Annotated in this window: 16 protein-coding genes; 6 read left to right on the plus strand and 10 right to left on the minus strand. The window is 70.1% G+C overall.

Annotation, left to right across the window (positions count from 1 at the left end; genetic code table 11):
• Positions 1 to 60 precede the first annotated feature (60 nt).
• On the plus strand, positions 61 to 426 hold the full coding sequence (locus KOD61_RS07485) for a response regulator (RefSeq protein ID WP_215218104.1): 366 nt from the start codon (positions 61 to 63) through the stop codon (positions 424 to 426).
• Between the two features lie 3 nt (positions 427 to 429).
• Here KOD61_RS07485 and KOD61_RS07490 read toward each other — a convergent pair whose 3' ends face one another.
• Complete coding sequence (locus tag KOD61_RS07490; RefSeq protein ID WP_215218105.1) at positions 430 to 1,335, minus strand: DnaJ C-terminal domain-containing protein; 906 nt, start codon at positions 1,333 to 1,335, stop codon at positions 430 to 432.
• 166 nt (positions 1,336 to 1,501) lie between these two features.
• Between KOD61_RS07490 and KOD61_RS07495 the strand changes: the two genes are divergently transcribed.
• Positions 1,502 to 1,981 (plus strand): peroxiredoxin, encoded by a 480-nt coding sequence (locus tag KOD61_RS07495; protein ID WP_215218106.1) that lies wholly within the window; start codon positions 1,502 to 1,504, stop codon positions 1,979 to 1,981.
• A gap of 66 nt (positions 1,982 to 2,047) precedes the next feature.
• Here the strand turns inward: KOD61_RS07495 and gyrA are convergent, their stop codons facing one another.
• From gyrA to KOD61_RS07535, 8 genes are all read right to left on the minus strand, one after another.
• Positions 2,048 to 4,651, minus strand: coding sequence for a DNA gyrase subunit A (gene gyrA / locus KOD61_RS07500; RefSeq protein ID WP_215218107.1), 2,604 nt, complete (start codon positions 4,649 to 4,651; stop codon positions 2,048 to 2,050).
• Positions 4,652 to 4,865: 214 nt separating this feature from the next.
• Positions 4,866 to 5,927, minus strand: a complete 1,062-nt coding sequence (mtnA, locus tag KOD61_RS07505) for an S-methyl-5-thioribose-1-phosphate isomerase (protein ID WP_215218108.1) — start codon at positions 5,925 to 5,927, stop codon at positions 4,866 to 4,868.
• 31 nt (positions 5,928 to 5,958) lie between these two features.
• Positions 5,959 to 6,939 carry an EF-P lysine aminoacylase EpmA gene (gene epmA, locus KOD61_RS07510; RefSeq protein ID WP_215218109.1) on the minus strand — a complete coding sequence of 327 codons (981 nt, stop codon included), beginning with the start codon at positions 6,937 to 6,939 and terminating at the stop codon, positions 5,959 to 5,961.
• A 42-nt stretch (positions 6,940 to 6,981) separates the two neighbouring features.
• Positions 6,982 to 9,324: an NAD-dependent DNA ligase LigA gene (gene ligA / locus KOD61_RS07515; protein WP_215218110.1), complete on the minus strand. Its 2,343-nt coding sequence runs from the start codon at positions 9,322 to 9,324 to the stop codon at positions 6,982 to 6,984.
• Between the two features lie 81 nt (positions 9,325 to 9,405).
• Positions 9,406 to 10,152 carry a cell division protein ZipA gene (gene zipA / locus KOD61_RS07520; RefSeq protein WP_215218111.1) on the minus strand — a complete coding sequence of 249 codons (747 nt, stop codon included), beginning with the start codon at positions 10,150 to 10,152 and terminating at the stop codon, positions 9,406 to 9,408.
• Between the two features lie 28 nt (positions 10,153 to 10,180).
• A complete protein-coding gene (gene smc / locus KOD61_RS07525) occupies positions 10,181 to 13,684 on the minus strand; it encodes a chromosome segregation protein SMC (RefSeq protein ID WP_215218112.1) in 3,504 nt (1,167 codons plus the stop codon).
• 171 nt (positions 13,685 to 13,855) lie between these two features.
• Positions 13,856 to 14,137 carry a BolA family protein gene (locus KOD61_RS07530; RefSeq protein WP_215220329.1) on the minus strand — a complete coding sequence of 94 codons (282 nt, stop codon included), beginning with the start codon at positions 14,135 to 14,137 and terminating at the stop codon, positions 13,856 to 13,858.
• Between the two features lie 32 nt (positions 14,138 to 14,169).
• Entirely contained in the window at positions 14,170 to 14,469 is a 300-nt protein-coding gene (locus tag KOD61_RS07535; RefSeq protein WP_215218113.1) for a YciI family protein, read from the minus strand.
• A 389-nt stretch (positions 14,470 to 14,858) separates the two neighbouring features.
• On the opposite strand from KOD61_RS07535, the gene KOD61_RS07540 reads away from it, so the two are divergent.
• Genes KOD61_RS07540 through KOD61_RS07550 form a run of 3 tightly spaced genes read left to right on the plus strand, consistent with a single transcriptional unit; the run spans position 14,859 to position 18,205 of the window.
• Entirely contained in the window at positions 14,859 to 15,788 is a 930-nt protein-coding gene (locus tag KOD61_RS07540) for a segregation and condensation protein A (RefSeq protein WP_215218114.1), read from the plus strand.
• 18 nt (positions 15,789 to 15,806) lie between these two features.
• Positions 15,807 to 16,619: an SMC-Scp complex subunit ScpB gene (gene scpB, locus KOD61_RS07545; protein WP_215218115.1), complete on the plus strand. Its 813-nt coding sequence runs from the start codon at positions 15,807 to 15,809 to the stop codon at positions 16,617 to 16,619.
• Complete coding sequence (locus KOD61_RS07550) at positions 16,616 to 18,205, plus strand: pseudouridine synthase (protein ID WP_215218116.1); 1,590 nt, start codon at positions 16,616 to 16,618, stop codon at positions 18,203 to 18,205. The genes scpB and KOD61_RS07550 overlap by 4 nt, the downstream gene beginning before the upstream one ends.
• A 149-nt stretch (positions 18,206 to 18,354) precedes the next feature.
• Here KOD61_RS07550 and KOD61_RS07555 read toward each other — a convergent pair whose 3' ends face one another.
• Entirely contained in the window at positions 18,355 to 20,145 is a 1,791-nt protein-coding gene (locus tag KOD61_RS07555; protein ID WP_251370547.1) for a D-(-)-3-hydroxybutyrate oligomer hydrolase, read from the minus strand.
• A gap of 131 nt (positions 20,146 to 20,276) precedes the next feature.
• On the opposite strand from KOD61_RS07555, the gene KOD61_RS07560 reads away from it, so the two are divergent.
• Positions 20,277 to 20,966 carry a response regulator transcription factor gene (locus KOD61_RS07560; protein ID WP_215218117.1) on the plus strand — a complete coding sequence of 230 codons (690 nt, stop codon included), beginning with the start codon at positions 20,277 to 20,279 and terminating at the stop codon, positions 20,964 to 20,966.
• Positions 20,967 to 21,080: the final 114 nt, after the last annotated feature.

A 21,080-nucleotide genomic window follows, 5' to 3' on the forward strand; every position in this document is an offset into this window, starting at 1 on the left:
CGGCCGTTTGCGGCATCGCCGCGCCTCGCTACAATCGCCCCGTTCAACCGGGGAAACAACATGGCGCGCATTCTGATCGTCGACGACTCGCCGTCGCAGCTGATGGGCATTCGCCGCATCGTCGAGAAGCTGGGACATGAGGCCGTGACGGCCGAGGATGGCGCCGCCGGCGTCGAAGCCGCCAAGCGCGAGCTGCCGGACCTGGTCCTGATGGACGTGGTGATGCCCAACCTCAACGGCTTCCAGGCCACCCGGTCGATCTGCCGCGAGGAGACCACGCGACATATCCCGGTGGTGCTGGTGACCACCAAGGACCAGGACACCGACCGGGTCTGGGGCATGCGCCAGGGCGCGAAGGCCTACATCACCAAGCCCTTCAACGAGGACGAGCTGGCCGAAGTCATCGGCCAGCTGCTGCCCGGCTGATCCTCAGGCGCGGCGCCAGTCGCTGCCGAAAGCGTCGCGCAGGGTCTCGTAGGCGGCCGTCTGCTCGTCGCTGCCCGGCGTCGGTGCCAGCACCTCGAGTTCGACGATCTGGTCGCCGTCGGCGGGTTTGCCCGGCAGTCCGCGACCTCGCAGGCGCAGCTTCCGCCCGGCCTCGGAACGCGGGGGAATCTTCAGTTCGACCGCCCCGCCCAGCGTCGGCACGCTGATCGTCGCACCCAGCGCGGCCTCCCACGGTGCCACCGGCAACACGTGGATGATGTTGCGGCCGTCCACCTCGAACTGCGGGTGCGCGGCGTACTCGACCTCCAGTAGCAGGTCGCCACCATTGCCACCCTGCCCGCCCAGCCGGATCGCCTGCCCTTCGCGGATGCCCTTCGGGACGCGCACATCCAGGGTCCGGCCGTTGATGCCGATCCGCACGCTGTCGCCGGAATGCACCGCTTCCAGCGGCACCGCGAGCTTGGCGCGGGTGTCGGCGCGGGGCCGCGCGCCACCACCGAAGCCCGGCTGCGGCCCACCGGGCCCACCCCGCCCGCGGCCGAACAGGCTCTCGAAGAAATCACTGAAGCCTCCGCCGGCCCCACCCCCGGCGAAGATCTCCTCGAAGTCGACACCCCCGGGCGCGCCGCCAAAACCACCCGGAGGCGGCTGGACGTCGTCGCCGGGACGATAGCCGCGGGCACGCAGCTGGTCGTAGGCAGCGCGTTTCTGCGGGTCGCGCAGCGCCTCGTAGGCCTCGTTGATGGCCTTGAAGCGCTCCTCGGCGTCGGACTCCTTGCTGACGTCGGGGTGGAACTTGCGCGCCAGCCGGCGATAGGCGGTCTTGATCTCGGCCTCGCCCGCGCTGGGCTCCAGCCCGAGGATGTCGTAGTAGTCCTTGAACTGCATCTGTTGCTCCGGTGGTGGGCAGGCGCACACGGGGCGCCAGTCAGGCACATGCCCTGTCGACACAGGGTATGCATGGACGGGCGCGACGCAAGGTGCGATGCATCGCGCACTGCCACCGGCATCATCTGATCGCGCCTACACTTCGCTTTCCCCTCAGGAGAACCCCATGACCATCAAGGTTGGCGACCACCTTCCCGAAGTCCCCCTGCAGCGCATCCGCGGCGGTGTCGAGACGGTAGATACCAGTGCGCTGTTCGACCACAGCAACGTGGTGATCTTCGCCGTGCCGGGCGCGTTCACCCCGACCTGCTCGGAAAAGCACCTCCCCAGCTTCGTCGAGCACTTCCAGCGCTTCCGTGACAAGGGCATCGAGGTCGCATGCCTGTCGGTCAACGATCCGTTCGTGATGCAGGCCTGGGGCAAGAGCCAGGACGTTCCCGACGGGATGATGATGCTGGCCGACGGCAACGCCGAGTTCACCCGGGCCCTGGGCCTGGAGCTGGACGCCAGCTCCTACGGCATGGGAACCCGCGCCAAGCGGTTCGCGCTGTACGCCGAGGACGGCGTCGTCCGCCACCTGTGCGTCGAGGCGCCGGGCGAATACCGCGTGTCGTCGGCCGAGCACATGCTCGAACAGATCGGCTGACCGGACAGTCCGCCGCAAAAAGAAACGCCGCCCATGAGGCGGCGTTCTTCATTTCACGGGTTGCGGTCAGGCGGTGGGCGCATCCGGCAGGGTCACCGGCGCATCCTGCGACACCACCACGTCGTCGCCATCCGCGTCCTCGTCCAGCGATGCATCCAGGCGTTCGATCGCCTGCAACCGCTCGTCCTTGGCCAGGCGCATCAGGGTCACGCCCTGGGTATTGCGGCTGACCTGGGAGATCGCCGACGCCGGCGTGCGCACCAGCGTGCCGCCATCGGAGATCAGCAGCACGTCATGGTGCTCGGTGAGCTGGATCGCGCCCACCAGCTTGCCGTTGCGCTCGCTGGTCTTGATCGCCAGCACGCCCTGGGTGCCACGCCCCTTGCGCGGGTACTCGGCTTCCGGCGTGCGCTTGCCGTAGCCACGCTCGCTGGCGGTGAGGATGTCACCGTCGCCATCCAGCACGACCAGGCTGACCACGTGCTCGCCGTCGGCCAGCTTCATGCCGCGCACGCCGCGAGCGGTACGGCCCATCGGCCGGACCTGTTCGCCGGCAAAGCGCACCGCCTTACCGTTGCTGGCAAACAGCATGATGTCGCGGGTGCCGTCCGACAGCTCGACGTTGACCAGCGCATCGCCCTCGTCGAGGTTGATCGCGATCTTGCCGCGCTGCAGGCGGTAGGCGTACTCCGGAAGCGGGGTCTTCTTGACGGTGCCGTTGCGGGTGGCGAAGAACACGAAGCAGTCCTCGCGGTACTCGCGCACCGGCAGCACGGCCTGCACCTGCTCGCCTTCCTCCAGCGGGATCCAGTTGATAATCGGCCGGCCACGGGCGTTCGGGCCGGCGTCCGGCAACTGGTGCACCGGCAGCCAGAACACGCGACCGGCACTGGTGAAGGTCAGCAGCGTGTCGTGCGTGTTGACCAGCCACAGGCGGTCAATGAAGTCCTCGTCCTTGGTCGCCGCCGCGTTGCGCCCGCGGCCGCCCCGCTTCTGCGCGCGGTAGCTGCTGGCCGGCTGGCGCTTGGCGTAACCCGAGTGCGACAGGGTCACGACGACGTCCTCCGGCGCGATCAGGTCGAGGATGTCGAGGTCTTCCTCGCTCTCGCGGATCTCGCTGCGGCGCGCGTCGCCGAACTCGGCCTTGACGTTCTCCAGCTCGGTGCGGATCACGTCCAGCAGCACGTTCGGATCCTCGAGGATCTCGATCAGGCCGCGGATCGTGTCGAGCAGCAGCTTGTATTCCTCGGTGAGCTTTTCCTGCTCCAACCCGGTCAGGCGGTGCAGGCGCATCTCCAGTATCTGCTGCGCCTGGTTCTCGGTGAGCTGGTAGCGCCCGTCGATGAGGCCGACGCCGCGCGGCAGGTCATCAGGCCGCGAGGCTTCCGCTCCGGCCGCGCCCAGCAGCGCGCCCACCAGACCCGGCTCCCAGCTCTTGGCAAGCATGCGCTCGCGCGCCTCGTTGGGGTTGGCGGACGTCTTGATCAGCTCGATCATCTCGTCGATGTTGGCGAGCGCGACCGTCAGGCCCTCGAGGATGTGCGCACGCTGGCGGGCCTTGCGCAGCTCGAAGATCGTCCGGCGGGTCACCACCTCGCGGCGGTGGCGCACGAACGCCTGCAGCACCTGCTTGAGGTTCAGCAACTGCGGCCGGCCGTCCACCAGCGCGACCATGTTGATGCCGAACACCGACTCCATCTGGGTCTGCTGGTAGAGGTTGTTGAGCACGACCTCGGCCGACTCGCCGCGCTTGACCTCGACGTAGATGCGCATGCCGTCCTTGTCGGACTCGTCGCGCAGCTCGCTGATGCCCTCGATCTTCTTTTCCTTCACCAGCTCGGCGATCTTCTCGATCAGCCGCGCCTTGTTCACCTGGTAGGGGATCTCGGTGACGATGATCGACTCGCGGCCGTTGTCGGCCACTTCGACGTCCGCCCGGGCGCGCATGCGCACGCGGCCGCGGCCGGTGTGGTAGGCGCTGACGATGCCGGAGGTGCCGTTGATGATGCCGGCGGTCGGGAAGTCGGGGCCCGGGATGTACTCCATCAGGCCGTCGATGCCGAGCTCCGGATCGTTGATCAGGGCGATGGTGGCGTCGACCACTTCCGACAGGTTGTGCGGCGGAATGTTGGTCGCCATGCCGACCGCGATGCCGGCCGAGCCGTTGACCAGCAGGTTCGGCACGCGCGTCGGCATGACCGACGGCTCGAGCTCCTTCTCGTCGTAGTTGGGCTGGAAGTCGACGGTTTCCTTGTCGATGTCCGCCATCAGCTCGTGGGTGATGCGCGACATGCGCGCCTCGGTGTAACGCATCGCCGCCGCGGAGTCGCCGTCGACCGAGCCGAAGTTGCCCTGCCCGTCCACCAGCAGGTAGCGCAGCGAGAACGGCTGCGCCATGCGCACCAGGGTGTCGTACACCGACTGGTCGCCATGCGGGTGGTACTTACCGATCACGTCACCGACGATGCGCGCCGACTTGTAGTACGGCTTGTTGGCGTGCGCGCCGAGCTCGTTCATCGCGTACAGCACGCGGCGGTGGACCGGCTTGAGCCCGTCACGAACGTCCGGGAGCGCGCGGCCGACGATCACGCTCATGGCGTAATCGAGGTAGCTGCGGCGCATCTCGTCTTCGAGGTTTACCGGGATGATTTCCTTGGCGGTTTCGGCCATCGGGTTTCCGTCTTGTGCAAGGTCGAAGCTGCCCCCGGAACCGGCCCGCGCAGCGCGTGGCGGCTGCGTTGGCGGCCCAATTCAGGGCAGATGAAAAAGACGTGAAATGATAGCACGGAACGGGGGTTCCCGGCACCGCGTTTTCCACGCCCAAACAATGACTTAGCGCGTTTTTCCGGTCACTCCGCGGACGCGCGCGCGAAACGTCGCCGCGTCAGCTCGCGAATGCCTCGCGCATGGCGGCTTCGTCGGGGTTCTCGATTACGCCGCGCTCGGTCACGATGGCGTCGATCAGCGTGTGCGGAGTCACGTCGAACACCGGGTTCCAGGCGCCGATGTCGGCCGCGGCGGTGCGCACCGTGCCGACGCCGAACAGCTCGCCCGGGTCGCGCTCCTCGATGTGGATGAGATCGCCCGAGGGAGTGTCCATGTCCACGGTGGACGAAGGCGCGGCCACCATGAATCTGACGCCGTGGTGGCGCGCCGCGATCGCGAGCTGGTAGGTGCCGATCTTGTTGGCGACGTCACCGTTGGCGCAGATGCGGTCGGCACCGACCACGACCCATTGCACCCGCCCTGACTTCATCAGGTGCGATGCCGCGGCGTCGGCAATCAGCGTCGGCGCGATGCCGTCCTGCTGCAGTTCCCACACCGTGAGCCGTGCGCCCTGCAACCACGGGCGGGTCTCGCCGGCGAACACCTCGTTGATACGCCCCTGGGCGACGCCGGCACGGATCACCCCGAGCGCGGTGCCGAAGCCCGCCGTGGCCAGTGAACCGGTATTGCAGTGGGTCAGAACGTTGCTGCCGGGCTCGATCAGCGCCGCGCCGAGTGCGCCCATGCGGCGGTTGGCGGCCAGGTCCTCGTCGGCGATCGCGCGGGCCTCGGCTTCAAGCGCGTCGCGCCAGTCGGGGCCGGCCGCCGCCAGCACCCGGCGCATGCGGGCGAGCGCCCAGGCGAGGTTGACCGCGGTGGGTCGCGCGGCATTGAGGTGGTCGATCGCGGGCTGCAACTTCGCTGCCGCTTCCGCGCCATCGCCAGCCTGGACATCGGCGGCGGCGAGCACGAGGCCCCACGCGGCGGCGATGCCGATGGCGGGTGCACCGCGCACGGTCAGCGCGCGGATGGCCTCGGCAACCGATCCGCTGCTGTCGCAGCGCACGTACTCAACCTCGAAGGGCAGCTTGCGCTGGTCCAGCAGTTCCAGCGCATCGCCGGTCCAGCGGATCGGGCGAATGCGGTCGTAGCGGTCGAAATCGAAGGCGGCGTCGGTCATGGGCCGATTCTAGCGGGGCACGGCGGCCGCCTCACGCGCGGAAGAAGTCGAATGCCACCACGTCGGCGATACGGCCGGTGCCCAGCATCGCCATCATCAACCGGTCGACACCCAGCGCGACGCCGGCGCAGTCCGGCAGGCCGCTCCGCAGGGCATCGAGCAACCGCCCGTCGACCGGAGGCACGACATCGCCGCGTCGCGTGCGCACCACTGCATCGCGCTCGAACCGCTGGCCCTGCTCCACAGCATCGGCCAGCTCGTGGTAGCCGTTGGCCACCTCCAGCGCGCCGAGGTAGAGCTCGAACCGCTCGGCCACGGCGATGCCGTCATCGCCCCGCCGCAGCCTGGCCAGGGCGCACTGGCTGGCGGGCCAGTCGTGGATAGCGATCATCGCGTCGTCGGCAAACCCGGGCTGCAGCCGGTGCGTCATGAGCAGGTCGAGCCAGTCGTCGCGGGTCAGCCCGGTGGGGTCGACCTGGACCTCGCCAAGGGCTGCACGCAACTCATCGTCCGCGGCCGTCATCGGATCGATGCCCAGGCGGTCGCGGTAGAGGTCCCGGTAGGTCGTTTCGACCAGTACCGCGCGGCGGTCGACCAGTGCCAGCGCGGCGTTGACCAGCTCGGCCGTCTCGATCACCAGGCGCCGATGATCCCAACCGACCCGGTACCACTCCAGCATCGTGAATTCGGGATTGTGGCGCCCACCGGCTTCGCCATCGCGGAACACCCGGCCGAGCTCGTAGCAGTCGCCGAACCCGGCGGCCAGCAGGCGCTTGAGCGGGTATTCCGGGGAGGTACGCAGCCAGCGGGTGCGCGGGCCGCCGTCGGTGCGGCCGTTGAAGTCCAGCGAAAACGGCGCGATGTTCGGCTCGGTATTGCCGGCGGCCGAGAGCACGGGTGTATCGACCTCAACCACGCCGCGTGCCGCGAAGAAGTCGCGGATGCGGGCGTTCAGCGCGGCTCGGAGGCGCAGCGCGTCGAAGCTGGCGGAAGGGCCCCAGTCAGCTGGCACGCGCGCCTTCCAGATCGGACCCGGCGTGCGGGCGGCGCGCACTCACTCGTGCTCGGCGAGGAACGACAGCAGCCGCGCCTCGTCCCACACGTCTACGCCGAGTTGCTCGGCCTTGGCGAGTTTGGACCCGGCCGCCTCGCCGGCCACCACGAAACTGGTCTTCTTCGACACGCTTCCGGCGGCCTTGGCCCCGAGCGCCTCCAGCCGGTCCTTGGCCTCGTCGCGGGTCATGGCCGACAGCGTGCCGGTGAGCACGACGGTCTGCCCGTCGAGGGGGCCGGCCACCACGTCCGCGGTTTCCGGCAACAAATTGTCGAGCCGCGCGACTGCGTCGCCCGTGGCCGCCAGCAGCCGTGCGTTGGCTGGCAACCCGCGCCACGCCACGAACGTCGCCGCGGTGTCGTTGGGCAGTCCTGCGGTGACCAGGTTGTGCTCGGGTGCGCCGAGCAGCCGTGCGGCGTCGGGGAACGCGGATGCGAGCTGTTCCGCCCGCAGCGGGGTGATCTTCGGGATCTCCAGGTCCACCAGCAGCGTCGCCAGGCCGAGCGTTTCGCGCAGCTTGGGTGACGGCGGATGGGCATCGGTGATGGTGACGCCGCGTGCCAACAGGTCGTCGATGACCTGCTGGTTGCCGGGCTGGTCAAGGAAGTGGCCGATCGAGCGTGCGACCTCGCCACCGATGTCGGGTACGCGCTTGAACAAGGGCCACGGCAGCCGGCGGATCAGTTCGAGGTCGCCGAACCACGCGGACAGGGCCTTGGCAGTGCTCTCCCCGATGTGCTGGATGCCCAGCGCGAACAGGAACCGCTCAAGCGTGGTCTGGCGGCTGCGGTCGATCGCCTCGATCAGGTTCTCCGCCCAGCGGGTGGCGACCTTGCCGGCCTTGACCGTCTCGGGAGTGGTGCCATCGCGCTCGTCGGCACGCTGCTTCATCTCCAGCAGGTCGTCGAGGGTGAGCCGGTAGAGGTCGGCGACTGACTGCACGTAGTCCAGGTCCGACAGGGCGGCGATGAAACGCTCGCCCAAGCCCTCGATGTCCATGGCCCGGCGCGAGGCGAAATGGCCGATGGCCTCCTTGCGCTGCGACGCGCAGGTCAGCTCGCCCGAGCATCGCCACACCACCGCGCCCTCCTCGCGCACGATCTCGGAGCCGCAGACAGGGCACGCTTCGGGCATGGCCCATTCGGGCGCGCCCGGCCGACGCTGGTCGGGCAGTACGCGCACGACCTCGGGAATGACGTCGCCAGCGCGGCGCACGACCACCGTGTCGCCCACGCGTACGTCGAGGCGTGCGACCTGGTCGGCGTTGTGGAGCGTCGCGCGGGTGACCGTGACGCCGCCCACGTGGACCGGCTGCATCAAGACCCACGGCGTCACGGCGCCGGTGCGACCGACGTTGACCTCGATCGATTCGACGACGGTGGTCTGCTCCTGCGCCGGGAACTTGTGCGCGATCGCCCAGCGCGGTGCGCGCGAGACGAACCCCATCTCGGCCTGGGACGCATAGTCGTCAAGTTTGTAAACGACGCCGTCGATGTCGAACGCGAGCGTGTCGCGCCGCGCACCGATGCGCCGGTAGTAGTCGAGCAGCCCGTCGAGGCCCTGCACGACCACGCTCTCGCCACTGACCGGCAGGCCCCACTCGCGCAGCTGGTGGAGGGTCGCGGAGTGGGTCTCCGGCAACGTGCCACCCTCCACCGCGCCGACCGCGTAGGCGTAGAACGCGAGCGGGCGTTGCGCGGTGGCGCGCGGGTCGAGCTGGCGCAACGAGCCGGCCGCGCCGTTGCGCGGGTTCGCCAGCACCTTGCCGCCATTGGCCAGCGCCTGCTCGTTGTAGGCGCGGAACGCGACCAGCGGCATGTAGACCTCGCCACGGACCTCGAGCACCTGCGGCCAACCGTCTCCGCGCAACTGCAGCGGAATCGCCCGCACGGTGCGCAGGTTGGCAGTCACGTCCTCGCCGGTCGCGCCGTCGCCGCGGGTCGCGCCGCGGACGAAGCGGCCGCCGTCGTAGCGCAGGCTGATGGCGAGGCCATCGAGCTTGGGCTCGGCCGAGAACACCAGTGCCTCGTCGCCCAGCTTCTGCTCGATCCGGCGGACGAAGTCGGCGACCTCGTCGTCGCTGAAGGCATTGGCCAGCGACAGCATCGGGATGGCGTGGCGGACCGGCGCGAACGCGCCCGACGGCGTGGCGCCGACGCGCTGGGTCGGCGAATCCGGCGAACGCAGCTCCGGATGGGCGTCCTCGAGCGCGTCGAGCTCGCGCAGCAGGCGGTCGTACTCGACATCCGGGATCGTGGGGTCGTCGAGGACGTGGTAGCGGTAGTTGGCGTCTTCGAGCTGGCGGCGCAGCTCGGTGATGCGGGCGGCGGGGTTGGAGGTCACGGATCGCTCGGCTTGTGGGGTCCGACGCTGGCAGAGGGTGGGCCCGGACGCGGGAGCGGCGTCAGTCGCGACCCACCGGCGTCACCACCGCGACGGCTTGGTCAGCGGCGGGGCCTCGCGCTGGCGGTCATACGCGCGCAGCTCCTCGCGGATCTGGCCGATGCGCTGGCGGCCGAGCGAGTTGCGCTGTTCATCCAGCACCAGGCCGTTGAGCAGCTCGGCCATGCGCTCGGCGGTCGGCAGCATCTTCTCCCACGCATCCAGTGCCGGAAGCGGCGCCGGCAACGTCAGGAAGAAGGCGATCGCCGGCGTTTCGAGCGCCTGGATGTCGGCCATGTCGAAGCTGCCGGGCTTCATGATGTTGGCAACGCTGAACACCGGCCCGCGCTCGGGGTGGTGTTCGACCAGGCGGTGGAACACGCCCATGTGGCCATAGACCAGGCCGGCCTTCTCGGCCGCGACGACGATGTCGGGGCCGTGCAGCTTCTCGCCGGCACGCGCGGCCAGGTAGATGGTGACGATCTTGTCGAACTCGTCGCTGACGCGACGCCCGAGTTCGGCCGCCGGGCCCGGGTTCTCCAGCGTGCGGTCAAACAGTTCCAGCTCCGCCTGGGTAGTGGCGTCGACCGGCTGGCGCTCGTCCGCGCCGAGCTCGCCCTCGAGCTGCTCGCCCAGTGTCGGCTCCACCCGGCCGCCCTCACCGCGGGCCTCGCGCGGCACCCGCCGCCCCTGCCCCGGCTTTCGCGGGCGGCCGAAGAACACGATGGCGGCGATCAGGATCAGGCCTGCAATCAGGATGCCGATCCGCAGCAGGGTCACATCGGACACGTGGCTACTCCTTCAGTCGTTGCGCCGGTCATGCCGCGCCGGCCAGTCGGGTCGCCTCGGCGAGGTCGACCGACACCAGGCGGCTGACACCCGGCTCGCGCATGGTCACGCCCGACAACTGTTGCGCCACTTCCATGGTCGCTTTGTTGTGGGTCACGAACAGGAACTGTACCTGCTCGCTCATCTCGCTGACCATCGCCGCCAGGCGGCCGACGTTGGCTTCGTCGAGCGGCGCGTCGACCTCGTCGAGCAGGCAGAACGGCGCCGGGTTCAGTTGGAAGATCGCAAACACCAGCGCGACTGCGGTCATCGCCTTCTCGCCACCCGACAGCAGCGAGATGTTGGACACGCGCTTGCCCGGCGGGCGCGCCATGATCGCGACGCCGGTGTCGAGCAGGTCCTCGCCGGTCAGCTCCAGGTAGGCGTGGCCGCCGCCGAACAGGCGCGGATACAGCTGCTGCACGCCCGAGTTGACCCGGTCGAAGGTGTCCTTGAAGCGGCCGCGGGTCTCGCGGTCGATCTTGCGGATCGCCTCTTCCAGCGTGTCCAGCGCGCTGGTCAGGTCGACGTCCTGCGCGTCCAGGTACTCCTTGCGCTGCGCCGCCTCGGCATGTTCGGCGATGGCGGCAAGGTTGACCGGCTCCAGCCGGCGCAACTTGGCGTCGAACTCGGCGACGGCCCGGCCCCAGGACTCGGCGTCCATTTCGTCGGTCAGGGTGTTGGCCACGTCCTCGAGCACGAAACCGGCTTCGGTCAGTGCCTGGCTGAGGGTTTCGGCCTTGAGCACCAGCGCCTGCTGGTCCAGGCGGCGCTGGCCGATCGCCTCGCGCTGCTGCAGGGCCTGCTCGTCGCGCTGCTGGCGGGTCTGCTCGAAACGGCGCAGGTCGTTGTCGATGCCGTCGAGCGCGGTGCGCGCGGCGGTGAGTTTCTGTTCGGACTGGACGCGCTGCTCCAGCGCCACCTGGCGCTGCTCCTCGAGCTCCAGCACCGGGGCATCGCCGTCGGCCAGCTGCGCGGCCAGGTCGCCCAGGCGCGAATCGAGCTGGCCACGCTGGCCGCCCATCCGGTCGAGCGCCTGCGCCAGGGAAGCGACCTGGGCGCGCTGCGATTCGAGCGTGAGCGCCAGGGCGTGGGCGGTGTCACGCGACTCGCGCGCCATGGACCGGGCCTGGTCGCGCGCCTCGGTCAACCGGCGGCGCTCGGCATCGAGCGCCTGGCGGGTGTCCTCAAGCTCGGACATCCGGATGACGGCTTCTTCCTGCCGGCTGCGGGCCTCGCGGCCCTGTTCGCGGGCGGCTTCGAGCGATTCCGACAGTTGCGCCAGTTCGGCGTCGATCTTCTCGATCCGGCCGCGGGCGGAGTCCAGCCGACCCTGCTGGCTCTGCAACTGGCCGGCCAGCTCGGAGACGCTGCGGTGCGCCATGTAGAGCGTGCGCTGGGCGTCCTCGCGCTGCTGCTCGGCGGCGAGCAGGCGGTCGCGCAGCTGGGTCAGGGATGATTCCAGCTCCTGCTCGCGCGCCTGAAGGGTTTCAATGTCGCCGCGCAGCGACTGGATCTCGCGCTCGCGCAGCAGGGCGCCCTGCTTGGCCGCGCCCGAACGCAGCACCCGGACCCAGCCGGCGCCCAGGCGCTCGCCACTGCGCGTGATGACGGAGTCGCCCTCGCCGAGGGTCGACTGCAGCGCGCGTGCACCGGCCAGATCCTCGGCCGCGTGCAGGCGTGCCAGCAGGCGGCGGACGGCGGCCGGACCCTGCACCTTCGCCGCGAGGGAGGTCGGCGGATAGGCCGCGTCGTCACGCTCGCCCGAGACCAGCGCGATGCGTCCTTCGCCGAGTTCGCCGAGCGCGTCGACCAGCGCTTCCGGGGCGTCCACCAACACGCCTTCGATCAATTGGCCGAGCGCAGCCTCCACGGCGTTTTCCCAGCCCGGCTCCACCGTCAGGGTCTCGCCGACGCGCGTGGCCGAGTCCAGCCCGCGCGCCTTCAACCAGTCAAGCGCTGCGCCCTGCTCCTGGCCAAGCGCGGCGTGCTGGAGGGTCTCCAGCGAAGACAACCGGCCACGTGCGGCCTGCGCCTGCTTGCGGACATCGGCCAGCTCGGACTGCGCGCCACGCTGCTGCTCCTGCAGCTCACCCACGCTGGCCTTCCGGCTTTCGAGGGTCTCGGTGAGGCTGTCGAGCGACAGCTTCTGGGTTTCGTGCTGCTCGGTGAGGCCTTCAAAGGCCTCCGCCAACGCGGTCAGGTCCAGCCCGGTGCGCTCGGCCGACAGCGCCTCGCGGCGACGGTCCGCGTCGAGGGCCTGGCGGTCGAGATGCTCGATGCGGGTGCGCTCGACGTCGGCGGCCCGGGCGGCCTCGGACTGGGCGCGGCTGTGCTCGTCCCAGCGCTGCTGCCACCCCGACAGCGCGGTCTCGGCCTCGCGCAGGGCGTCCTGGCGGGCTTCGTCCTCGGCCTGGAGCTGCTCCCGGCGCGGCTCGTCCTGCTCGATCGCGGCCCGCAGCACGTCCAGGCGCGACTGGTCGCTGCCGATGTGCGCGGCGATCTCGGCCAGCTGGGTCTGCGCCTCGTCGCGCGCCTTCTGCAGGCGGCTCGACATCTCGCGCTGGTGCTGGATCTGCTGCTCGATGCGGGCGAGCGCGCCACCGACTTCATAGCTTTCCGCCTGTGCGCGGTTGAGCGCCTCGGCGGCCTCCTCGCGGCGCACGCGGCCGGTCTCGATCTCGCGCTCGGCCTCGCGCTGTTCGGCGATCAGCTGCTGCAGTCGGGTCTCCTGCTGCGCGAGTTTCTCGCGCTGGGCCTGCAGCTTGCGGTCGAGCGCCCGGTGCTCGAGGGCTTTCCACTCGGCGTCCTTGACGCGGCGCTCGGCCTGGATGGCCTGGTACTGCTCGGCCTGGCGCGCCTGTCGCTTCAGGTGTTCAAGTTGTTTGCCAACTTCATCGCGCAAGTCATTGAGTCTATCGAGGTTTTCGCGCGTGTGGCGGATGCGTGTCTCGGTCTCCTTGCGGCGCTCCTTGTACTTGGAGATGCCCGCGGCCTCCTCCAGATACACCCGCAGGTCCTCGGGCCGGGCCTCGATGATCTGGCTGATCATGCCCTGCTCGATGATCGAGTAGCTGCGCGGTCCCAGGCCGGTACCGAGGAACAGGTCGGTGATGTCGCGACGTCGGCACTTGCCGCCGTTGAGGTAGTACTGGCTGGCGCCGTCGCGGCTGACGATCCGCTTGACCGAGATCTCGTTGAACGACGCGTACTCGCCGGTGATCGTGTGGTCGGAGTTGTCGAACACCAGCTCGACCATCGCCTGCGAGACCGGCTTGCGGGCCGAGGAGCCGGCAAAGATCACGTCGGTCAGCGAGTCGCCGCGCAGGCGGCTGGCCGAGCTCTCGCCCATCACCCAGCGCACCGCGTCGATGATATTGGACTTGCCACAACCGTTCGGCCCGACCACGCCGGTCATGTTGGTCGGCAGGTGCAGCGTGGTGGGGTCGACGAAGGATTTGAAGCCGGAGAGCTTGATCGTGGACAGACGCATGCGTCGCGGAAGCCTCTGGCGCACCCTGTGGCGGTGCGTCTATTGGTGCGGAAAAGGATGTGGAACATGCCCCAAGCCATTGATGCCAATAGGCACCATGGGCACGCCGGAGCACGGGCTTCCGCGAGTATAGCGAGCGTTCGACAGCCCCGCCGGCCGTTGGGCCGGGCGTTACGCGGACGCCTCGGCCGGGGTCCGCGCCCGGATCGCGAGGGCGTGGATGTCGGTTTCCATCAGGCCGCCCACGGCGGCGTACACCGCCCGGTGCCGCGCGATCGGGCCCAGGCCGTCAAACGCCGCGCTGACCACGTCGACATTGAAATGCCCGCGGCCGTCGCGTGCACCCGCATGGCCGGCGTGGCGGGCGCTGTCGTCCACCACGTCCAGCGACACCGGCCCCAGCGCCGCTTCGATCGCGGCGCGGATCGCCGCGACGCGCTGCTCGCGCGGCAGCGGTCCGGTGGTCGCCTGGCCCACCGGAGCGCTCACGGCAGTACCCGCCGGAACGGACGCACATCGGTCCGCACGTACACCCCGGCGGCAACGTAGGGGTCGGCGTCGGCCCAGGCGCGGGCGGCTTCCAGCGACTCGAACTCGGCCACCACGAGGCTGCCGCTGAACCCCGCCGGCCCCGGGTCGGCGGCGTCGATCGCCGGGCAAGGCCCCGCCAGCAGCAGCCGGCCGTGGTCACGCAGGGCGGTCAAGCGCGCCAGATGCTCCGGCCGCGCCGCCTGGCGCTTTGCCAGCACGTCTTCACCGTCATACCCCTCGATCACGTACCACATGCACTACCCCTGATGTCTGCGAGCCCGGACGGGCCGATGAATTGTAGCCAGCGGCATGCTGGACAGCGGTTTAAGCAGCCCGTACCCTAGTTTCATTCGAAGGTTCAGGCAGAGACCCGTCGCGACCCGCACAGGCATCGCGGCCTCCGTGGCCCACACGGCACTGCCGACCGCATCGCATTGCCAGACGCCCCCGACACCTGCCGCCATGTCCCCCACTGGCGCGTGTGGCCGGTGGCAGGCATTACTGCCTGATCAGCCGATTTGCCAGACCGGGCAACCGACTGCCCAACGACAGCTTCAACAATGCGGACCCGACGAGCGCCGCTCGGCCGACGGGTCCCACCACGGCAAACGCAGTGCCACGGCCCGGAGGGGGCCGGCCTCGCATGACCAACGACCCCGCGCCCGGCGCGAACGAACAAAACCCGGCCACTCCCGACCCCGTCCCGGCCCCGGCGGCGACGGGCGCCCGCCAGCAGGAAATGCCGCTGGCGATGGTGCACGGCCAACCGGTGCTGCAGATTCCGCAGGACCTGTACATCCCGCCGGATGCGCTCGAGGTCATCCTCGACGCGTTCGAAGGCCCGCTCGACCTGCTGCTGTACCTGATCCGCCGGCAGAACCTGGAGATCCTCGACATCCCCGTGGCGGAGATCACCCGCCAGTACGTCGATTACATCCAGGCGATGCACGAGATGCGCTTCGAGCTGGCCGCCGAATACCTGGTCATGGCCGCGATCCTGGCCGAGATCAAGTCGCGCATGCTGCTGCCGCGTGCGGCCACCGAAGAAGGCGACGAGGCCGACCCGCGCGCCGAACTGGTCCGCCGGCTGCAGGAGTACGAGCGCTTCAAGAAGGCGGCCGAGGACATCGATGCCCTGCCCCGGCAGGACCGCGACACCGCCCCGGCGCAGGCGTTCGTGCCCGACCGGGCTTCGGTGCGGCTGCCGCCGGAAGTCGACCTGCGGGAGATGCTGCTGGCGCTGCATGACGTGTTCAAGCGCGCCGAGCTCTACACCCAGCATGCGATCAAGCGCGACGCCCTCAGCGTCCGCCAGCGCATGGGGGAGCTGCTCACGCGGCTGGAGGACGGGGCGTTCCACCGCTTCGAGAGCCTGTTCGAGGCGCGCGAGGGCCGGCTCGGCGTGGTGGTGACCTTCCTCGGCCTGCTGACGCTGGCCAAGGAGCAATTGGTCGACATCGTGCAGGAAGCCCCACTGGCGCCGATCTACGTGAAATCGCTGGCGCTGGGTACCGACCCGACCGAGATCCAGCTCAGCAGTGAGTTCGACGAAGCCGCCAACGACGACGCCTGAAGACAACGACAGACAGACATGGATCAAAGCCTGATCACCCGAATCGTCGAAGCCGCCCTGCTCGCGGCCAGCCAGCCGCTGACGCTGGCGCAGCTCAATGCGCTGTTTCCGGAAGACCAGCCGGCGCCCGCCGGCAGCGTCGCCCAGGCGATCGAGGCGCTGCAGGCGGCGTGCGCCGAGCGCGGCGTGGAACTGGTCGAACTGGCATCGGGGTTCCGGTACCAGGTCAAGTCCGACGTCCACCCGTGGGTGGCGCGGCTGTGGACCGAACGCCAGACCCGTTACACCCGGGCCACGCTGGAGACGCTCGCACTGATCGCCTACCGCCAGCCGATCACCCGTGGCGAGATCGAGCAGGTCCGCGGCGTGGCGGTCAGCAGCAACATCATCAAGTCGCTGGAAGAGCGCGAGTGGATCCGCGTGGTCGGCCACCGCGACTTGCCGGGCAAGCCCGCACTGTTCGGCACCACCAAGGGCTTCCTCGACTACTTCGGGCTGAAGCGGCTGGACGAGCTGCCGCCGCTGTCCGAGCTCAAGGAGATCGGCGAGCTCGAACCGCAGTTCCAGTTCGACGGCCAGAAGGACACTGGCCCGGCCAAGGGCGAACCCGCCGACGGCCAGCCGATCGCAGCCGGCGGTATCGGCCACGGGGACGACGCTCCCCCGCCGGCCGACGAACACACCACCCCCGATGCCGCGCCGGAAGACCGCGCGGCCGAAGCGGACGATTCCGCACCCGAACCCGATTCCGAGCGCGCCCCGACGGTCGCGCCGGAACCGCAAACCCAGGATGACGACGCCGTACCGGCCTCGTCGGAGCAAGAGAAATGAGTGAAGAAACCCGCAACAAGCTGTCCCTGAAGCGCAGCGGAGACGCCAGCGCCGCCCCCCGACTCGAAGAGCGGCTGCACAAGGTGCTCGCGCAGGCCGGGCTCGGCTCGCGCCGCGCGCTCGAGCAGCGCATCGCCGACGGCCTAGTCAAGGTCAATGGCGAAGTCGCCCAGGTGGGCATGTCCATCGGCAGCGGCGACAAGGTCGAGCTCGATGGACGCCAGTTCGTCGCCAGCGCGCTGGTCGAACCCTCGCGCGTGCTGATGTACAACAAGCCGGAAGGCGAAGTGACCACCCGCGAGGACCCCGAAGGCCGGCCGACCATCTTCGAAGCCCTGCCCGCGCTCAAGGGCGCGCGCTGGATCGCGATTGGCCGCCTCGACATCAACACCACCGGCCTGCTGCTGCTGACCACGGATGGCGAGCTCGCCAACGCGTTGATGCACCCGTCCTTCGAGGTCGAGCGCGAATACGTCTGCCGCGTGCGCGCGCCGGAAGGCCAGGATCGCGTTCCCGACAACATCCCCGACCGCCTCAAGCGCGGCGTCGCACTGGACGACGGCCCGGCGAAGTTCGACGACATCGAGCGCATCGGCGGCACCGATTCGCACGACTGGTTCCGCGTGGTCGTCAAGGAAGGCCGCAACCGCGAAGTACGTCGCCTGTGGGAGTCGCAGGGCTGCCAGGTCAGCCGCCTGAAGCGCATCCGCTACGGCGAGGTCGCCCTGCCGCGCGAGCTGTTGCGCGGGCAGTCGCAGGAGCTGGCCGGCGAGCGCGTCGAGAAGCTGCGCAAGGATCTCGGGCTGGAGGACGGTGCGCCGTCCGCGCTGACGCTGCAGCCGGTGATCGGCCAGCGCAAGGCGGCCAAGTCGACGATCAACCTGTCGGGCCGCAGCCATGGCCCGGCCTATGTCAGCGGTCATGTCACGACGGCCGACGAAGGTCGCGAACTGCGCCGGTTCGACAACGTCCGCGAGGATCGTGGCCGTGGCCGCGGCGGCCCGAAGCGCCACGGTGGCCTGACGGTCAGCGGCGAGGCGGCGGCCAAGCAGTCGCAGCGCCCGTTCAAGCAGCGCAAGGACAAGGGGGCGCGCGCCCTGCCTGAAGGCAACCCCGCCGCGTTCCGCACCTGGTACGTGCCCGACGGCGTGGAGACCGGCCCGAGCGGCCACCGCAACGCCGACGGCCGCGGCCCCAAGAAGCCTTACGGCAACAAGGCCGGGCGGCCGGGTGCCGGCGGGCGTCCGGGCGGCGGCGGTGCGGGACGTCCGGGCGGCGGCGGCTTCCAGGGCCGTGGCGCGGCCGGTGCTGGCGGCCAAGGACAGTCCCAGCGCAGCCCCAAGCCCTATGGCCATCCGGGCAACGCACCGGTGTTCCCGTCCGACCACGCCAACCCGGGTGGTTTCAACCCGTACGGCGACAAGCCGCGCAGCGCGCGGCCGGCCGGCAAGCCTGGCGGTCGTCCCGGTGCGGGTCGACCGGGTGGCGGCAAGCCCGGTGGCAAGCCCGGTGCAGCTGGCCCGCGCCCCGGTGGGCCGCGCGGCGGCGGGCGCCCGGGTGGCGGCCGCGGTCCGCGCGGGGCGTGATCCGCGCGGTCCGGTTGTAACCACGAAAAAGGCGCCCTGCGGGGCGCCTTTTTTGTCTGTAGGAGCGGCTTCAGCCGCGATCGGTAGTTTCATCCCCGTGTCGATCTTCGCATCGCGGCTGAAGCCGCTCCTACAGGGGCCAGTTCCCGCTACTCGGGCATCGCCAGGTCGCTCGCCTTGAGCGCGTTGCCAGCGCCGCGCGGCGTAGTCGCGATCACCGCGTCCGCCGGCATCGGCGCGCCGTCGTGCAGATGCGCCCAGGTGCGGTCCAGCGCCTCGTAGATGTACGGCAGCAACGGCAGGTAGTGCGCGCCATAGGCCGGCAGGCCGAGGAAGGCATCGAAATGCTGGACGTTCCGCACCTGCCAGTGGCGCACGTCGGCGCCGGCGGCCTGGGCGGCGGCGACGTACCGAGCACTGGTAAAGGCCGTCGGGATCAGGCCGTCGTCCAGGCCGTGCACCACGATCACCGGCAGGCCCGCACGCGGTGTCCGCGCGGTTAGTGCCTCGATGCCGGTGCGAACGCGGCCGGCGTCGGCTCCCTGCCCGTCCCACATCCCGCGCAGGCACTGGAGTTCCTTCAATGGCGCATCCGGGTCCCCCGTCGGGGCCACGATGCCGACGCCCGCCCCGGGCGGGATCCCGCTGCCGTCGGCAAACCAGGCAGCGCGCTCGGCACCGGTGGCCGGGCGCGGTGCGCCCTCGGCGGTCAGCGCCGAGAACGTGTGGCCGCACGGATGCTCAGCGACACCAAAGCGGCCGTAGGCGGAGGCATACGTCACCGCGACCGCGCGCCACAGGTCGAACCCGACGCTGATCGAGCCGGCGCGCAGCGCGGCGTCGGTCCACCCGCTCGCGCGAAGGGTGTCGTAGGCCGAGCGTTGCCGCGCCTCGAGCGTGTCGCCGCTTACCAGGCCGGCATCGGCCAGCGCGGCGCACTGCGCGGCGGCGGTCGGCATCGGCGGGATGCCCAGCACCGGCAATGCACACGGCATCAGCAGCGCCGCCTCGGTTGTGTAGTCGTACAGCGGGCGCGCGCCGGCCACGGTGATGTTGGGGGCGCCGGCGACGACCGCATCGAGCCAGTCATCGCCGTCGGCCTCGGCGGCCCGCAGCACCGCGCCGCCGCCATTGGAGATGCCCACCGCGATGACTGTGGTGTTGTCGAACGCGAACGGCGCGGCCTGCGGGAACGCACGATCGAGCGCCTGCAGGGCGAACTCGGCGGCCTGTTTCACGTGCACGCCCCAGTCGGCCTCCGGGTTGTCGCGCGAGTGGGCGTGCTTGACCGCGACTCCACGGCCCGACGCCGGGTCCGGCACGAAGGCCAGGCCGTCGGCCGGTGCACCGACCGTGCCATCCGCGCGTACGCCAAGGCCCGCATCGAGGTCGAAATAGTCGGTGCCCGCACCCTTGTCGGTGTAGGCGACGGCGCAGCCCTTCGGCAGCGCCCACGGCGCCGCGACCGCGATCGCGCCGAGCACCCCGCGCGACCCCGACGCCGGCGCGACCACGATGCAGCGCGCGGCCTGGTCGAAGGCGTCCGGGACCTGCACCGCTATCCGGTGTGGCTGGTGTGCACCCGGCACCCGCGCGAACGCGTGGAATTCCTGCCCGGGCACCACGGCGAGGCTGCCGTACACCTCGCCATAGCCGCCGCCGGGCGCAAGGTCGGCGATGCCGCGCCAGTTGGCCCAGACCGCGCGCCGGCGGAGCTCGGCGGGCGTCGGTGCAGCAGGGTCGGCAAAGGCCGGCGGCGTCATCGCGCGGAGGCCGGACAGCCCCAGGCCGGCGGTCAGCAGGTCGTCGCTGCCGCGGTGCTCGGTGACGCGGACGGAATCGAACTGCGTGGCCATGGCGGTCGACCGGCTGGACATCGGGGCACTCGCGCAACCGGCGAGGACGGCGGTGGCGGCGACCGCCAGGACGAGTCTGGGCATGTTCATGCGGTGACGTTAACAAGCGCCGGTCGCGCCGCCATCGTACCTTCGTACCACTCGCGTGCCGGCACCGCTTGCTAGGCTGGCGCGACCGATCCGCCGGCGCATCGCCGCCGCACGACACCGACGCCATGCCGAGCCTGCTCATCGCCGACGACCACCCGCTCTTCCGCGCCGCGCTGCGCGGTGCGGCGGTCGATGCGGTGGACGAGCTGCAGGTCCGCGAGGCGGGCTCGCTCGACGAGGTGCTCGGGATCCTCGAGTCGGGGACCGACATCGACCTGGTGCTGCTCGACCTGCACATGCCGGGTAACCATGGGCTGGCCGGGCTTGCCGCGATCCGCGCGCAGCACCCGGGCGTCGCGGTGGTGGTGGTGTCGGCCAACGACGATCCGCGCGTGGTCCGCCGCGCGCTCGACCACGGCGCCGCCGGCTACCTGCCCAAGAGCTCGGGCCTGGACGAGCTCCGCGATGCGATCCGTGCGGTGCTGGCCTGCGAGCAATGGCTCCCGCCCGCCCTGCGCGCCGCGGTGTCGCGTACCCGCAGCGACAGCGGCGACGCCGACCTGGCCGCACGGTTGGCGAGCCTGTCACCGCAGCAGTTCCGTGTGCTGACGCTGGTCGCCCAGGGCCTGTTGAACAAGCAGATCGCCGACCGGCTGGACGTGCAGGAACGCACGGTCAAGGCCCACCTCTCGGCCATCTTCGAGCGACTGGGCGTGCGCAACCGCACCCAAGCCGGCGTGGTGCTGCGCGAGTTGGAGCTGAGCGATCCGGCGCGGCAGATGGATGTCTCCGCCACCCCGCCCGCAGGGATGTAGGAGCGACGTAAGTCGCGATTGGATCTGGAGCGGCATCGGATCTGCGGATGAGCGGTTGGCCCGTTCGCCCGATGGGGGGTTTGCGTTGATCGCGGATCGGAGCCAAGTGTCAGT

It is taken from the genome of Lysobacter luteus (assembly GCF_907164845.1).
GTDB lineage: Bacteria > Pseudomonadota > Gammaproteobacteria > Xanthomonadales > Xanthomonadaceae > Novilysobacter > Novilysobacter luteus.

What these genes read in the sequence shown, in the direction of transcription:
- KOD61_RS07550 (WP_215218116.1), top strand. Translation starts at nt 16,616, where the DNA reads ATGAGTGAAGAAACCCGCAACAAGCTGTCCCTGAAGCGCAGCGGAGAC.
- mtnA (WP_215218108.1), bottom strand. Translation starts at nt 5,927, where the DNA reads ATGACCGACGCCGCCTTCGATTTCGACCGCTACGACCGCATTCGCCCG.
- KOD61_RS07485 (WP_215218104.1), top strand. Translation starts at nt 61, where the DNA reads ATGGCGCGCATTCTGATCGTCGACGACTCGCCGTCGCAGCTGATGGGC.
- KOD61_RS07560 (WP_215218117.1), top strand. Translation starts at nt 20,277, where the DNA reads ATGCCGAGCCTGCTCATCGCCGACGACCACCCGCTCTTCCGCGCCGCG.
- KOD61_RS07555 (WP_251370547.1), bottom strand. Translation starts at nt 20,145, where the DNA reads ATGCCCAGACTCGTCCTGGCGGTCGCCGCCACCGCCGTCCTCGCCGGT.
- smc (WP_215218112.1), bottom strand. Translation starts at nt 13,684, where the DNA reads ATGCGTCTGTCCACGATCAAGCTCTCCGGCTTCAAATCCTTCGTCGAC.
- KOD61_RS07535 (WP_215218113.1), bottom strand. Translation starts at nt 14,469, where the DNA reads ATGTGGTACGTGATCGAGGGGTATGACGGTGAAGACGTGCTGGCAAAG.
- KOD61_RS07540 (WP_215218114.1), top strand. Translation starts at nt 14,859, where the DNA reads ATGACCAACGACCCCGCGCCCGGCGCGAACGAACAAAACCCGGCCACT.
- KOD61_RS07495 (WP_215218106.1), top strand. Translation starts at nt 1,502, where the DNA reads ATGACCATCAAGGTTGGCGACCACCTTCCCGAAGTCCCCCTGCAGCGC.
- gyrA (WP_215218107.1), bottom strand. Translation starts at nt 4,651, where the DNA reads ATGGCCGAAACCGCCAAGGAAATCATCCCGGTAAACCTCGAAGACGAG.
- KOD61_RS07490 (WP_215218105.1), bottom strand. Translation starts at nt 1,335, where the DNA reads ATGCAGTTCAAGGACTACTACGACATCCTCGGGCTGGAGCCCAGCGCG.
- scpB (WP_215218115.1), top strand. Translation starts at nt 15,807, where the DNA reads ATGGATCAAAGCCTGATCACCCGAATCGTCGAAGCCGCCCTGCTCGCG.